The sequence below is a fragment of the Thalassoroseus sp. genome (assembly GCF_984380535.1).
This window is the reverse complement of sequence record NZ_CFHRBF010000007.1, coordinates 370,256-382,882: the sequence shown is the minus strand read 5'-3', so window position 1 is coordinate 382,882 and position 12,627 is coordinate 370,256. Positions and strand designations below refer to the sequence as shown.

Sequence of the window (12,627 nt, the reverse complement as noted above, 5' to 3'; positions counted from 1 at the left end):
CACCGCAAGGTGGCAACTCGCTGGCAGTCTATCCTACGGAGCGAACTCGGCGAGCCCTGCGAATCGTGGATGCAATGCAGCCAGCAATTCTATATGTCGATGAGGTGGAAAAAGCACTCAGCGGCGTGGCCGGATCTAGTTCATCCGATAGCGGCGTTTCCGCCCGGATGTTTGCTTCGTTGCTGTCTTGGCTCAACGATCACGACTCGGATGTCTTCGTCGTTTGCACCGCCAACGACGTTAGCAAACTGCCGCCCGAATTCAATCGCGCGGAGCGTTTTGATGCGTTATTTTTTCTGGACCTGCCCGAATCCCAGCAGAAGCTATCGATTTGGCAGATGTACCGGCAGCGGTTCGATCTCGCGAGCGATCAGCCCTTGCCAGACGATCAAAATTGGACCGGGGCCGAGATTCGGGCTTGTTGTCGATTGGCCGCTCTCTTGGATGTTCCTTTGGTTCAAGCCGCCCAAAACATTGTGCCGGTCGCGGCGACGGCGGCCGAATCCGTCTCACGTCTGCGGGACTGGGCTAGCGGCCGCTGTCTCTCGGCGGAGACCACTGGTCTCTATACCAACGACTCGACCCGTCCCAAACCTCGTCGCAAGATCGGTCGCAATCCCAGCAACAACTGACGGATGCACTCTCGATTTCTAGTGCTCAGTGGACTTGGCCGTGGACGGAATGCGTTTCCCTCCACGGCCATTCTTTGTTCCTAGTGCGGAACGTCGCACGATCTGCCCCCCAGCATTTTTCAATTGGCGAATTTCATTCAATTCCCCTCGTTTTGGAGAACACCATGACTGTATCCACAGAACGTCCGCCAACGGCTGCCGACAATCCTGCCGAGCGGATTCGCAGCACGATGTGCGCCACGCGCGTCAGCTTTGTCTGGTTCGGCACCCGTAAAACACTCACCTCGCAGCAGAAGGCTCAGGCGGCCGAATCCTTCGGCGCTCAAGGTGAGTTTCTGAGTGCCGGCAAGAAATTGCTAGACACCAAACATCCGCGCTTCCAAGCGGTCACGTCTGTCCGCAACCGGGCTCGGGCCTACTGGGCGGCGTTGAGTCTGCCGTACCCCGAAGCGGGCATCCGACTCGTGCGGCAAGAAACCGTCGAAGCGTTCCACCAACAGATGACCGAATATCAGGCGGAACTCATCGAAGCGGTGGAGCAACTCGATGAGCAATATACGGAACTCATGGCAGCGGCCCAACAGCGACTCGGCCGTCTGTACAACCCCGCCGATTACCCTATCTCCTTGACGGGATTGTTCGAAGTGAACTGGGATTTCCCCAGCCTCGAACCGCCCAGCTATTTGCAGCAACTCAATCCGGCTTTGTACGAGCAGGAGTGCCAGCGGGTGCGGGCTCGATTCGAGGAAGCCGTGCAGTTGGCCGAGCAGGCCTTCATCGAGGAACTCTCGCAACTCGTGTCACACCTGACCGAACGGCTGTCCGGTCAGGACGACGGCCGCCCCAAGATCTTCCGCGACACGGCGGTAGGAAATCTGCAGGAGTTTTTCGAGCGGTTCCGCAGTTTGAATGTCCGCTCGAACGAACAGTTGGATGCCCTCGTTTCCCAATGTGACCAGGTCGTACAGGGGGTCGAACCGCAGGATCTCCGCGACGACGGCGGATTACGCCGCCACGTTGCCAAACAGCTTTCCGGTGTTCAAGCGGTGCTCGATGGATTGCTGATCGATCGACCTCGGCGGCGGATCATCCGTTCGCCCAAGTGATGGAGACCTTATGCAATTGCTGATCGATCCTCGCGGCAGCGTCCGTTGCGTCTACGCGGAAACCATCGACCTAATGAAAATCGGCCGGCTCACGCTGACCCGTGGCTCACATGTCGAGCCGAATTTCAATGGTCAATGGTTTGCCGATCTCGCCCCGGTGGACGGCCCACTATTGGGGCCGTTCCCTCGCCGCAGTGATGCTTTGCGCGCCGAAGCCCATTGGCTGGAGACCCACTGGTTGATGCCAGCATTCTCGCCGTAAACCCCGCACGACATTTTGAAGTCACAGGCCCTGGTCGCGCAGACCTTTCCTCTGCGTGACCGGGGCTATTTTTGTTCCCCCTTTGGACAGGAGTTTTGAACCATGCAGCAAGCCGACTTGAACCGCGCCGTGTCTCGGGCCACCGGCGAATCCGTCACAACCATCAAACGCCTGGGATTTCTGCTGGCCGAGCCCGACGATCCCCGCGATCCCGATTCCGAGGACTTCGGCCCCTACGTCATCGATTGGGACGAAGTGGAGACGCAGCATTACGCCCACAGTCGAGAAGGGCTCCATGATGTGCCCCGTACCGCCTAAGCCTTGGAAGGCAAAACGAGCCTGGATACTCCCGCACCCGATCCAAGTCATTCGCCGACCGCCGAGTTTCCAGCAACACCAGCGGAGGCAACTCCGTGGTGGTCAACGGCGAGGCCGACGAGAACCCCGTTCCCGTTCGCCGGCGCGGAAATGCTGGCGTCCGCCATGAGGATCCCCATTCCCACGAAACCAAACCTGACTTCGCGTTTCACTGATTCCATCCCACGCACGAAAGGTTCACCCATGAAGATTCTACTGATCAACAATGATGGCGGGGGCTACGCCGACTACGTCGAGGTTCCCGACGGAACGACCGTCGCCCAACTCTTCGAGCGTCAAATTGGTGGCAGCAAGCCCAGCCACTACCTGATCCGCGTCAATCGCCAGCCGTGTCCCGCCGACCAGACGCTGCAAGACGGCGACCGGATTTCCATCACACCCACCAAGATCGAGGGAGCGACTCGTTAATCCCTGGATCGCTATTTGTTACTGAACCCTTGGCCGCCGCGCTCCGGCGCGGCGGCCTGCTCTTTGTGATCGAATTCCTAGGAGCCAACTCATGATTACTCAGGACAAACGCTGGCTGCACAGAGCGAGCGCGATTTACCACCACCTGCAAACAGCTCAGCCAGCCCAGTCGACGGTCGCCTGGCCGTCCGCCGCCTGGCAACGCTGTGCACTTCTATTGCGCCGCTTGCGGCGTGCTTCCGAACGCGGCTGGCATCTGACGGCGGCCCGCCTGCAACACGAGCTGCGAGAATTGCTCCGTCGGTTGGCGACGGAATTCACCGCCATCGAACGGCAGCTCGAACCACATCCGCACGATCGCCCGACGGTTTCAGTGCGGGATATTCATGCCGACTTGAAAGCCTTGCAGCAGGAATTCGATGAGGTCTCGGTGGATCGTCGCCAGGGGACGATTTCCGTAACGACCGAGCCGATTGAACTCGAGGGCGTCTATTTGGGAGCCTTCGAGATTCGGTTGGAATTGAATACTCCGACTGCAAACCATGCTCACAATTACCGCGTGGTCGCTGCCGCCCCTCATCCGGCGGCCGCCAACGAGAGCGTGACGCATCCGCATGTGCAAGACGAAACCGTCTGTGAGGGCGATGGTCGCGGGCCGATCGCGCAGGCGTTGACCCAAGGCCGTTTGTTCGACTTCTTCGTGATCGTCGCCAACCTGCTGCGGACCTACAACGCCGGCAGCCCATATGTGTCGCTGGAAGATTGGCACGGTGTCGAGTGCGGCGACTGCGGTTCCCTGATGACCGCTGATGATCGCTGGAACTGCGAGAAGTGCCAGACCTCGATGTGCGACGGCTGCTACGTCCGTTGCCCGGCTTGTGATGATGTGTGCTGCGCGGAGTGTGTGAGTGGCTGCTCCGGCTGCGACGAGCATCACTGCTACGCCTGTTTGGACTCGTGTTCGCAGTGCGACGCGAATATGTGTCCGGGATGTCTCGACGAAAATGAACGCTGCCCCGATTGCCCGAATCCAGAAACGGAGACCCACGATGACGAATTGGCCGCTGGCGAGACCCATCCCGGAACCGACGCTCCGGTTCAGTCCGACCGCCTGGGCGAAACTGCTGTTCCTGCGTGATTACGGTGAGACGGAAGTCGGCGGATTTGGCATTGCCCACGACGAGGATTCGCTGCTCGTCGTGGATGTGCAGTTGGTTCGTCAAACCTGCTCTTGGGCTCATGTGGCCTTCGACGATGAATCCGTTGCCGACTTCTTCGACCGGCAAGTGGATGCTCAACGACGTCCCGAGCAATTCGCCCGGCTATGGGTCCATACCCATCCTGGCGATTGTCCACTGCCTAGCCGCACTGACGAAGAAACGTTCGATCGCGTGTTCGGCCGCGCGGACTGGGCCGTGATGGTCATCCTGGCCCGGGAAGGCCAATCGTATGCCCGCTTGCGATTCAACGTCGGCCCAGGCGCGGAGATCGAGATTCCCATCGAGCGGGATTACATGCGGCCTTTTGCCGGTTGTGATCCCATCGCTTGGGAACAGGAATATCTGGCTCACGTGCAAATCGAACAGCCGACTCGAAAGCCGACGACGAATCGAAGGTTCGTGCCGTCTGAACTGCCGAAGGACTTCCTCTGGGGCGAGGAGCCCGAATGCTGGTTCGAGGAACTGGAACCCGAGGACACCCAACCTGGAGAATGCCAATGACACTCGACACAATCAACGTCACGGATCGTTTTATCCGTCAACGAGAATTAGTGCCCGCGGAGCGGCTGGCGAATACGACGATCACGGTGATCGGCGTGGGCGCGGTGGGCCGTCAGGTCGCCCTGCAGCTCGCGGCGATTGGAGCACCGCAGGTGCAACTCGTGGATTTCGATGGGGTCGACGCCGCCAACGTCACCACCCAAGGCTATGCCGCCGATGAGATCGGCCAACCCAAAGTGATTGCCACACGGGCCGCCATGCTCCGGCTCGATGATTCGATTCAGGTCGACACGATCCAGGATCGCTACCGCGCCCGGCAGATATTGGGGGAAGTGATTTTCTGTTGTGTCGATTCGATTTCCGCCCGCAGTGCCATTTGGCGCTCAGCCGGTCAGCACGCCCACTTCTGGGCCGATGGCCGAATGCTTGGTGAGGTGATCCGCGTGCTAGCGGTCGGGGACGCCGGCGGCTTCACTCGCTATCCGCAAACCTTGTTTCCGCAGTCCGAAGCCCAACCTGGCCGCTGCACGGCACGCAGCACCATCTACGCCGCCAGCATCACCGCCGGCCTACTCGTTCATCAGTTCACTCGTTGGCTGCGGGCACTGCCCCTGGACTTCGACACCACCCTCAATCTACTGGCGGGCGAATGGACCGTCACCAACGCCGACTAACAGACTCATTTGTTCCTCCCGCCGCGACACAAAACTCAGAGTCTCCGCGGAAAACGTCTCTCCGGCCCGACCGGCCGGTTGATCCTCAAGTGTCGCCGACTGGCAAGGAACCGGTTCTGGTCGCGGCGGACGATTGATCATCTCTCATCCTCCAATTTAGAAAGGGTTTCATGGAAAACCTGTTGGCACTGGCTCTGCTGGTCGCCGCTTGCTGGTGGTTTTACAAATCCGGCAAACGCATCGGCAGCCGCAAAGGCTACAACGTCGGCCGATCGCGAAATCGCCGGCGAAGGCGATAGATCAAAGCACGAATCGACTCCGAATCGTAAGAAGCGATGACGGATTGGGCCGCCCCGCAGGGCGGCCCAATCCGAATTTTCTCTTAGCTATCAGCCGGGGCAATGGAATTCGGCCAGTGCCCGTTATACCGAATCGAGGTCATCGGGCGATCCAGAAAGGACATGCGTTTCTCGATCGAACTGGGACTTCGTTCTCTGACCACTCGGAATTCTCTCACAAGCGTCATTTCGGCGTTGCGAGCCCCCTCCTGAGGTATAGAAAAATTTCCGACCGCCACATTGCATTACACCCTATGGTTCTTGCGGTATCCCGAAATGACTTGGTCGAAGACTTTCCTATGACTCAGTAATCGGTTCAGAAAGGCAAGGTTGGTGACCGAGCAAGCATCTCAGTTCACCCTCGATCCCTACATATTCTCTAATAGGTTGCATCTCTGCAGAGCTAAGCTCCACTTGACCGTACCAAGTGCATTGCACCAAGCCCAGAAGATTTTGAAATCGAAATGGACGCTCTGAGAAGTCACGATTTCCTGCTTCCTATCGAACCGAAATTCTACGTTGCACCAAGTTGATTTGAACCGTTCCTCCGCGTCCGTTCCGAATAGCTCGCCAGACCGTGTAACCAGCAAGGATTGCTGATTCCCACTCCGCAAGAGATCGGCAACTGACTTCTCGATCGGCGACCAGCCCCTGAATGGTTTTTAACAAGTGATAATCAAGGCTTCCAACGCCTTCGAGAAAATTGTGTTCGCGGGCATACGTGAAGACGAGTTGCGAAATCAATTCTTCGATGATCCGGCCTCTTGCGCCATCTTCTACCTCGTCGACTTCGGGATCACTTTTCCGTTTGACTCCCAGCAACTTGCGAATGATGGGTGACCAACCCAGGATGGCCGCGTATGACAAATGAAACACGTCGTGGAACCGATAGCCATCATCGTCGTAGGCATTGTCGGTCAATGTATTGCCGATTTGGCTTCCATCCTTTCTCGTGATGACATGGACTCCATCCTCTTCGATGACCTCCTCAAACTGAACCGAAAATGAGCGAGGTATCTGCTCCGCTTGATCATATTCCTCATCCAATAGATGCGAACCATGGGCATCAAACAGGGTCGACTGGTTGGGGGGGATGACCCCAGGCCAGCGTCCCCGAGTCTTTTCGATATTCTTCTTTGCAATTTCCTCCAAGTCCAACCCGAATTTCGTGGCTGCGTTAGCAACATACCAGAGGAGATCGCCGAGATCTTCGGCGACTTGCTCGTGAAATCGCTGATGAGCATTCCCATCTCGCAGGAACTTTTTGTATTCCGACAAAAGTGTACCGACTTCCCCAGCCAACCCAAGAAGCGGAACCAACATTGCCTTTTCGCTCGTGCCGGGAACTTGATCGGTTGTTGCAGCAGTCGCCTGGAATTGTTGAAAATCCATATTGAACTTTCTGATTGAAGACCGTCTAATTCTCCGAAGGTTCGCCGGCAGTCCCTGGACCGTTTGGCAATGCTGGAGCCGCTTTCGCGGGCGGGGCATTGTCATTCATTCCCGAGTCACCATTGCCGTTCGCTTGCATATTCGTGCGATCGTTTCCTGCACTCATCGGCTTCAATTCCTGGAGAAGTTCTTCTCGAATTTCCGCCTTCATCGCTTCCAGATCTGAAGGCGTGGGCATGGTAAAAGCTCCCATGAAGAAAAGACGAACGAGGATTGTTACCGCGACACCGCATAGCACGCCTAAAAGCCATTTGTTGTTCCCGTAGAAATGCTTCACAGTTTCGAGTTCTTTCCGCAGTTCCCCTGGGGACGCCACTTCCCCATGCATCACGTTTTGATCCGATGAGGTGATCCGATCCTGCTCCTCACCGGTTTCGCCGTATCGATCGGCCGTTTCGTCATCGAGATTGGCATACCAGATCAAGAACACAGGGTCTCCACGGGAGATCGTGATGTCTCGACTGCCCGCATTGTAAACGGAGAACTTGAGACGCCCTGAGAATCCGGGATCGACGTGGAATCCCGAAACATTGACAAGCCCTTGCCGCTTGATTCCAAATCTCATGGAGATAAAAGCAATGGCTGTCGTCGGAACCGTCACGCGTTCCTCCGTAAGAAGCAATGCGAACTGCCCAGAAGGAATGACAATTGACTCGTGATCAGCGAGGGTAATCTTCGATTTGTCGTCGCGGGATGTGATGAAAGCTTCTGGTCCCATTGCCAGTTCGTAGGCGCAGTGCGTGACTCTTTCCTCCGCGAATGGCACAATCAGTTCTTCATGCGCCAATCGCTGTTGCATCGTTTCACTTCGCCAGTACGTCATCGCCGATCTCCTGTGTGTACTACTGCTTTTTGTGTGGGGGTTGTCTTGCCAGCGTGTCATGATCGTCGGTAACGCGAATTCGATCGTTAATACGCCATTTCGGTGGATACCAGTACTCGATCGGCGAACCATTCAAGCGATACTTTTGCTTGATTCGCGTTCGTTTCGAAATGCCCTCAACATCCGGATGCTTTATGCGTGAATACTTGCTTATTTCGCAAAACAGGTTCTGGCAGTCGATTAACTGAAGCGGTCGACCCCACAACGAATGAAATTGCAGCCCGAGCCGGTCAAACTCGTATTCCTGCCGATCGGTGATGAGTTTGACCATGTCGGATTCGCTCAGGCCTCCCAAGGATGCGAAGCACTTGTGAATCCCGTCCATCGCTCCTGGTCCGGGAACGACGAATTCCATCTCGCTGAAGTCGACCAACGTGCTGTAATTCAAGTCGGTGACGTATTGGTAGGCCAAGAAGTCACCGATCATCGGATACGATAGCAGAAGATCGAACGCTTCCCGCATCGATCGGCAATCACCAAGCCGTAGCGGCACCTCATCGTTCATCATCCGCTCCAAGAGTTTGAGATGGCTCCGATGTTTCTTGGTGGTGCCCGCGCCGCGGCTACCCGACGGCATAATGTATGCGGCGGAATAAATCGACTGTTTGCGTTCCATCGCCGCAGTCAATACGCGGTCATAGCGCTCGAAAGAATAGTCCCGATAGGTGATCGGCCCAAGTTCCTTGTTTAGTAATAACCAAGTCTCAATCTTGTTGAACAGCTTAAACAAGATGGTGCGGAAAAAGACTTCGTGTGGTGACTGGTCGCCGGCGTAGATCACTTGCCGTATGAGGTATTGACTAACACGATCGGACGCGCGATAGACATTGGTAAACTTGTACGTCTGCAAGATCTCGTCGTCGGTCCAGGGAGGAGAGTCCCCAGTGGCACGCCGAAAAAAAATTGCTTGTCGCTCGGCCGCGAATCTCCAGTAAGTATCGTAGACGATCGTCGGTTTCGCTGGCGCGAGCGAACTAAACGGTGTGCGTTTTGGGCATCCACCGGGGATTTCAACCGGCCATAACAACTTTTGGCGTTTGCGGTCAGCCATTGCTGACCTCGTTGAGTTTGTTCAAAATCTTGGTTAATTGACCAGCAAGTGGCTGCATATCGATTTTGTTCGGTTCACCGAGTTCGGCAATCGAGGCGATGCAGACCATTCGGTCAAAAGTTAGGCCCATTTGTTTCGCCATGAACCGACCCAGACGGCATAGCCCAAGATAGTTGCCATAGGCTCGCTCAACCAAATACTGTTTCGCATAAAAGCCCGTGACTATGAGGCCGTTGCTTTTGGTGTGGGCAAATGCAACTTGATGCAAGCATGGGAAAAGCTGCCGACGGGAATGGTTATGATCTCTGGTTGGATCGAAGATGACTCCCTGCAGAGCGCTTCGGCGATGGTTGCCCCGTTTGAAGGTTTCGATAATGTGTTCAAGCTGGTTGAAGGATGTCTCAACGCCTTGAGGCTGGAAAGCAGTCAGACGGCGAAAATATGAACCCCGCCGGTTGGCCCGACACCGGGAGAGCCTTGGCCAAGCTCGCTCAAACCGTTTGAAAAGCGATTCCGCATCATTCGAGGTCGCCGAATTCCACATCGACTCAGGAAAAATCGTATTGGCTACGGTATGACATGATTGAAGTCTCAATTTGCGAAGGTGAAAGTCGACAGCATCCCGAATGGCCGGGTTCTCTGCCACGATACCATCATGAATGTTGTCAACGGTCACAACAAGCGGAGATAGCTCGCTCACGCCGCGCTGCATCACGCTCAGGAAGGCTTGGGCCCATGCGACAGACAGGTTCGTGCTTGCTGGTATGCATTGTTCAATCGCCATCGTCAACCTCCTCATCAAATCTGAGCCCTCCGAGACCCCGATAGTCTTTTCGCGTCACCCGAACAAAAGCCGCCCAACCCGATGCGAGGCTGATACGCCCAATGCCGGGTTGATCCGCGATTACGATCGTCCGATCGCCCGAATCCTCCTCGACGCGTACACACGATCCCTCGACACGAACGCCGATCGGCAGCAGAATCAGGTCTCCAACAGAAACATCAACCGCACGGTCCTGCCAAAGGGGATCGACGACGTACAAATCTTGCGGACAAGGTTTGCCGAGCAGTGACGCTCGAAGATCTTTGGGTTGTCGCCGCGAGAGTTCTGTTGCGCGCTTCGTGTCGATGATGTTTAATGTCCGTTCCAGGTGGTTCACGAAAGCCCCGTAACTTACTCCAAAAAGGGTCGACAAAACGAAGATCGACTCCGCCTGGCAGTTTCCCGCATCAAGTTCCCGCTGCGTCAGCGCATGGGTGACCGCGATTTTGGGCATTTGCAGCGCGGCTGAAAACATATCGACTTGAAATTCCTCTGGCTCAAAGCGACGAGACTCAGAGCGGTCTTCAATCAATTCGTCCCACTGCCGACCGTGCCCGAAAACGTGATGCCCCAGTTCATGACCACAAGTCATTGCCTTACGCCCGGCGGGTCGGAGTGAAGACAAAATGATCGCGGGCTTCGGTTGAGCGTCTGGCAGATAGATCCCTTCCATGGAGGGGATATCCTGAAAGAAGACATTGACGCCTACTCGTTCGCACAGATCATAGACGCTGACTGGGATCGTGAGGCGATAATGGGCACGCTTGCGTATCTTCAACGCCTCTGCGATTGCGATCTGGGCGAGTTGCTTTCTATTCTGACTCATCGCGTCCCCCGGAGCCGCGCAGCATGCGAATGAGGTCCATTAATCGCTCCAAATCCTCGTCCTTCAATTTGCTGAGCTGCCGCGCGGCGAGCACGATCTTGTCATTCCCAAGATCTGGACCCTGCGCACCCGCTGTGATCCAATTCGCATCGACACTATAGAGTTGCGAGAAGGCTGAAACCTCCTCGGCTGTCACGCGGCGTCGGCCCGCTTCGATTTCGGAAACGGTCGGGCGGTGCAGGCCGAGTCGTTTTGCGGCTTGGCCCTGGGACAGGCCCGCCGTTTCTCGGGCCAATCGTAGCCGACCAGCGATTTCGAGGCGTTCTTCGGTTGGCTGTTTCGCCATCACTTCGCCTCCGTTGAACCGGAAACCTGACAGATGTTGTCGGCAATCTCTGAGACTTTGAGGGCTTCGGTTCCTTTCTCGTTGATGAACGCGTTTACGCCGGGGAGATCCACGCCGAGCCGATCAGACAACTCGACAGAGGCTTCAACTCCATTGAGGCTGTCGAAGCCATCCAAGTCTCCGATCGGACAGGTGTCCCCCGTCACGACAACCGGCTGGCGTCCGCTACTGGATTGCACTTCGGCCAGAACCGCTGAAATCACCTTGATCACTTCGTCCTTGTCCATTTCGGGCCTCCACCGATTGATTGGTAAGAAAATCTTACCGACTTGGCTGGTCCCTGACAAGTGGGGTTCGGAAACTTAACGATTCGGAAAGGAAAACGCGGGAATTATCCCGTCGAAAACCGCGAAAGTGGATGCAACCTCCAGAGAATTATCGAACGTAACGGGTTCAGCAATATAACCTTATGTCTATTCTTCAGCAAAGTTGAAATACACGTAGTTGAGTCCACAACTATTGGTTTTTCCACTCTCTAGGAAACTTGAGAAGAGAAGGACTGGCTGACGTCAGGGATGTGATGTCGGTACTAGACGGGTGGCGAAGGGCACGCTTGCTGGTTGATTCACCGCATCACATGGGGAAGTTGTCGCAACCGCTTGCTTTGGGTGTCGCATCTCGCTCTGTTGAACCAGGTGTGGGGTTCTGAAAGGCTCGATTTGTTGGTGTTGACGAAAATCAAGTTCGGTGAGATAGTTCCGCTGGCTGTCACAGAGCCACCATCGCCAGTCATATGTTGGAAACCATTTCCACCGATATTTCCGTTAGGTTTCTGCTTCAAATTCGGCCGATAGTACAGCTTAGATGATCCACAAACGCTTCTTATTGGGGCAATGGACCGAGTAGGTTTGTATTCCATGGCGGCATTCCACAAGACTACCACCCGCGTGTTGATCTGGTTGGCCATTTTGGCCGTACCAGTCGGGCGATTGCCGGCGGCGTCTTGTGGTTGTGGTGGTGACGCGAGTCGTCGTGAAACTTCTTCGTTTGGCGGCTGTAGCTGTTCTGCAGCCGAAGTGGAACAGGGGCAATGTTGCTGTGCTCGTCCCCGGACGATCGGTTCCAATTCGTGCTGCTCCGCCGAGCGTGGGGCAACGGCTTGGGAGTCATCGTGCTGCCAGTTGGACGACACCTGTCCTGCCGGTTGTTCCTGCGGAGGTGATTGCCGATGTGGTGAAGCGTCTTCGCCGTCGCCGATCCTGCCGCCCGCCGAGCCTGAAACCGTGGAACGGCTCGCGGACAGTTTGGCGGCGAATACTGTGCTGTCTGCGATGCTCGTCGAGCCGGTCGTGATCCCTGCACGGACAGCGGACACGCCGCGATCATTGCCATTGGCAGCACTGGGGTGCTGCGTCTCTCTCTGTCGGATGTTGCTGTAAGCCAACCCGCGTTTTGTCTCAGCCAGACCGTGGACGAAATCCGTCTTGACAGGACGGGGTGTTGGCCAGACGATAGAGACGAGAGTATTCTGATCGCGATATACCGGCTCGACCATGCTACGTTTTCTTCATCCATCCCCAATTTCCCTACTGCTCGCAGTGGCGATTGCCTTTACGAGCATGATGCCGCCGATGAATGCGTGTAGCGGGAAGGGTGGGCGGGAGGATTCGTCGCCATGCTGCGGGGCCTGTTGTGTGGAGGCGGCAACTTCGTGCTGCTCCGCGGCA

At 56.1% G+C, this 12,627-nt stretch carries 18 protein-coding genes; 9 read left to right on the top strand and 9 right to left on the bottom strand.

What is annotated here, in order from left to right:
* The 4 genes from AC5DDB_RS12060 to AC5DDB_RS12045 all read left to right on the top strand — a co-directional run.
* A partial coding sequence (locus AC5DDB_RS12060) for an AAA family ATPase (protein ID WP_491739980.1) occupies positions 1-632 on the top strand: 632 nt, incomplete at its 5' end.
* 164 nt (positions 633-796) lie between these two features.
* Entirely contained in the window at positions 797-1,738 is a 942-nt protein-coding gene (locus AC5DDB_RS12055) for a hypothetical protein (RefSeq protein WP_491739979.1), read from the top strand.
* 10 nt (positions 1,739-1,748) lie between these two features.
* A complete protein-coding gene (locus tag AC5DDB_RS12050) occupies positions 1,749-2,000 on the top strand; it encodes a hypothetical protein (protein ID WP_491739978.1) in 252 nt (83 codons plus the stop codon).
* 102 nt (positions 2,001-2,102) lie between these two features.
* On the top strand, positions 2,103-2,318 hold the full coding sequence (locus AC5DDB_RS12045; RefSeq protein WP_491739977.1) for a hypothetical protein: 216 nt from the start codon (positions 2,103-2,105) through the stop codon (positions 2,316-2,318).
* A gap of 47 nt (positions 2,319-2,365) precedes the next feature.
* Here AC5DDB_RS12045 and AC5DDB_RS12040 read toward each other — a convergent pair whose 3' ends face one another.
* Positions 2,366-2,563 (bottom strand): hypothetical protein, encoded by a 198-nt coding sequence (locus AC5DDB_RS12040; RefSeq protein ID WP_491739976.1) that lies wholly within the window; start codon positions 2,561-2,563, stop codon positions 2,366-2,368.
* On the opposite strand from AC5DDB_RS12040, the gene AC5DDB_RS12035 reads away from it, so the two are divergent.
* The 5 genes from AC5DDB_RS12035 to AC5DDB_RS12015 all read left to right on the top strand — a co-directional run bounded on the left by AC5DDB_RS12035 (position 2,562) and on the right by AC5DDB_RS12015 (position 5,480).
* Entirely contained in the window at positions 2,562-2,786 is a 225-nt protein-coding gene (locus tag AC5DDB_RS12035; protein WP_491739975.1) for a MoaD/ThiS family protein, read from the top strand. The two genes, AC5DDB_RS12040 and AC5DDB_RS12035, sit on opposite strands and share 2 nt — an antisense overlap.
* A gap of 91 nt (positions 2,787-2,877) precedes the next feature.
* A complete protein-coding gene (locus AC5DDB_RS12030; protein ID WP_491739974.1) occupies positions 2,878-3,924 on the top strand; it encodes a hypothetical protein in 1,047 nt (348 codons plus the stop codon).
* Positions 3,836-4,507, top strand: coding sequence for a hypothetical protein (locus tag AC5DDB_RS12025; RefSeq protein WP_491739973.1), 672 nt, complete (start codon positions 3,836-3,838; stop codon positions 4,505-4,507). Before AC5DDB_RS12030 ends, AC5DDB_RS12025 begins: the two co-directional genes overlap by 89 nt.
* A complete protein-coding gene (locus tag AC5DDB_RS12020; protein WP_491739972.1) occupies positions 4,504-5,181 on the top strand; it encodes a ThiF family adenylyltransferase in 678 nt (225 codons plus the stop codon). Before AC5DDB_RS12025 ends, AC5DDB_RS12020 begins: the two co-directional genes overlap by 4 nt.
* A 170-nt stretch (positions 5,182-5,351) precedes the next feature.
* Positions 5,352-5,480, top strand: coding sequence for a hypothetical protein (locus AC5DDB_RS12015; protein ID WP_491739971.1), 129 nt, complete (start codon positions 5,352-5,354; stop codon positions 5,478-5,480).
* Between the two features lie 537 nt (positions 5,481-6,017).
* Here the strand turns inward: AC5DDB_RS12015 and AC5DDB_RS12010 are convergent.
* The 8 genes from AC5DDB_RS12010 to AC5DDB_RS11975 all read right to left on the bottom strand — a co-directional run bounded on the left by AC5DDB_RS12010 (position 6,018) and on the right by AC5DDB_RS11975 (position 12,455).
* Positions 6,018-6,911 carry a nucleoside triphosphate pyrophosphohydrolase family protein gene (locus AC5DDB_RS12010; protein WP_491739970.1) on the bottom strand — a complete coding sequence of 298 codons (894 nt, stop codon included), beginning with the start codon at positions 6,909-6,911 and terminating at the stop codon, positions 6,018-6,020.
* A 25-nt stretch (positions 6,912-6,936) separates the two neighbouring features.
* Positions 6,937-7,794 carry a dCTP deaminase domain-containing protein gene (locus AC5DDB_RS12005; RefSeq protein ID WP_491739969.1) on the bottom strand — a complete coding sequence of 286 codons (858 nt, stop codon included), beginning with the start codon at positions 7,792-7,794 and terminating at the stop codon, positions 6,937-6,939.
* 19 nt (positions 7,795-7,813) lie between these two features.
* Complete coding sequence (locus tag AC5DDB_RS12000; RefSeq protein ID WP_491739968.1) at positions 7,814-8,905, bottom strand: nucleotide kinase domain-containing protein; 1,092 nt, start codon at positions 8,903-8,905, stop codon at positions 7,814-7,816.
* Positions 8,898-9,689, bottom strand: a complete 792-nt coding sequence (locus AC5DDB_RS11995; protein ID WP_491739967.1) for a thymidylate synthase — start codon at positions 9,687-9,689, stop codon at positions 8,898-8,900. The genes AC5DDB_RS12000 and AC5DDB_RS11995 overlap by 8 nt, the downstream gene beginning before the upstream one ends.
* The gene (locus AC5DDB_RS11990) at positions 9,679-10,554 is read right to left on the bottom strand and encodes an ImmA/IrrE family metallo-endopeptidase (protein ID WP_491739966.1); all 876 of its coding nucleotides are present in this window, start codon (positions 10,552-10,554) and stop codon (positions 9,679-9,681) included. Before AC5DDB_RS11990 ends, AC5DDB_RS11995 begins: the two co-directional genes overlap by 11 nt.
* Complete coding sequence (locus tag AC5DDB_RS11985) at positions 10,541-10,900, bottom strand: helix-turn-helix domain-containing protein (protein ID WP_491739965.1); 360 nt, start codon at positions 10,898-10,900, stop codon at positions 10,541-10,543. The genes AC5DDB_RS11990 and AC5DDB_RS11985 overlap by 14 nt, the downstream gene beginning before the upstream one ends.
* Positions 10,900-11,187 carry a hypothetical protein gene (locus AC5DDB_RS11980; protein WP_491739964.1) on the bottom strand — a complete coding sequence of 96 codons (288 nt, stop codon included), beginning with the start codon at positions 11,185-11,187 and terminating at the stop codon, positions 10,900-10,902. Before AC5DDB_RS11980 ends, AC5DDB_RS11985 begins: the two co-directional genes overlap by 1 nt.
* A gap of 338 nt (positions 11,188-11,525) precedes the next feature.
* Positions 11,526-12,455, bottom strand: a complete 930-nt coding sequence (locus AC5DDB_RS11975; protein WP_491739963.1) for a hypothetical protein — start codon at positions 12,453-12,455, stop codon at positions 11,526-11,528.
* Positions 12,456-12,627: the final 172 nt, after the last annotated feature.

Excerpts from the sequence above, each read along its gene's own strand:
- AC5DDB_RS12015 (WP_491739971.1), top strand. The coding sequence starts at position 5,352 with ATGGAAAACCTGTTGGCACTGGCTCTGCTGGTCGCCGCTTGCTGGTGG.
- AC5DDB_RS11995 (WP_491739967.1), bottom strand. The coding sequence starts at position 9,689 with ATGGCGATTGAACAATGCATACCAGCAAGCACGAACCTGTCTGTCGCA.
- AC5DDB_RS12035 (WP_491739975.1), top strand. The coding sequence starts at position 2,562 with ATGAAGATTCTACTGATCAACAATGATGGCGGGGGCTACGCCGACTAC.
- AC5DDB_RS12040 (WP_491739976.1), bottom strand. The coding sequence starts at position 2,563 with ATGGGTGAACCTTTCGTGCGTGGGATGGAATCAGTGAAACGCGAAGTC.
- AC5DDB_RS11975 (WP_491739963.1), bottom strand. The coding sequence starts at position 12,455 with ATGGTCGAGCCGGTATATCGCGATCAGAATACTCTCGTCTCTATCGTC.
- AC5DDB_RS12030 (WP_491739974.1), top strand. The coding sequence starts at position 2,878 with ATGATTACTCAGGACAAACGCTGGCTGCACAGAGCGAGCGCGATTTAC.
- AC5DDB_RS12000 (WP_491739968.1), bottom strand. The coding sequence starts at position 8,905 with ATGGCTGACCGCAAACGCCAAAAGTTGTTATGGCCGGTTGAAATCCCC.
- AC5DDB_RS11990 (WP_491739966.1), bottom strand. The coding sequence starts at position 10,554 with ATGAGTCAGAATAGAAAGCAACTCGCCCAGATCGCAATCGCAGAGGCG.
- AC5DDB_RS11980 (WP_491739964.1), bottom strand. The coding sequence starts at position 11,187 with ATGGACAAGGACGAAGTGATCAAGGTGATTTCAGCGGTTCTGGCCGAA.
- AC5DDB_RS12020 (WP_491739972.1), top strand. The coding sequence starts at position 4,504 with ATGACACTCGACACAATCAACGTCACGGATCGTTTTATCCGTCAACGA.
- AC5DDB_RS12010 (WP_491739970.1), bottom strand. The coding sequence starts at position 6,911 with ATGGATTTTCAACAATTCCAGGCGACTGCTGCAACAACCGATCAAGTT.
- AC5DDB_RS12025 (WP_491739973.1), top strand. The coding sequence starts at position 3,836 with ATGACGAATTGGCCGCTGGCGAGACCCATCCCGGAACCGACGCTCCGG.
- AC5DDB_RS12055 (WP_491739979.1), top strand. The coding sequence starts at position 797 with ATGACTGTATCCACAGAACGTCCGCCAACGGCTGCCGACAATCCTGCC.
- AC5DDB_RS11985 (WP_491739965.1), bottom strand. The coding sequence starts at position 10,900 with ATGGCGAAACAGCCAACCGAAGAACGCCTCGAAATCGCTGGTCGGCTA.
- AC5DDB_RS12045 (WP_491739977.1), top strand. The coding sequence starts at position 2,103 with ATGCAGCAAGCCGACTTGAACCGCGCCGTGTCTCGGGCCACCGGCGAA.
- AC5DDB_RS12050 (WP_491739978.1), top strand. The coding sequence starts at position 1,749 with ATGCAATTGCTGATCGATCCTCGCGGCAGCGTCCGTTGCGTCTACGCG.
- AC5DDB_RS12005 (WP_491739969.1), bottom strand. The coding sequence starts at position 7,794 with ATGACGTACTGGCGAAGTGAAACGATGCAACAGCGATTGGCGCATGAA.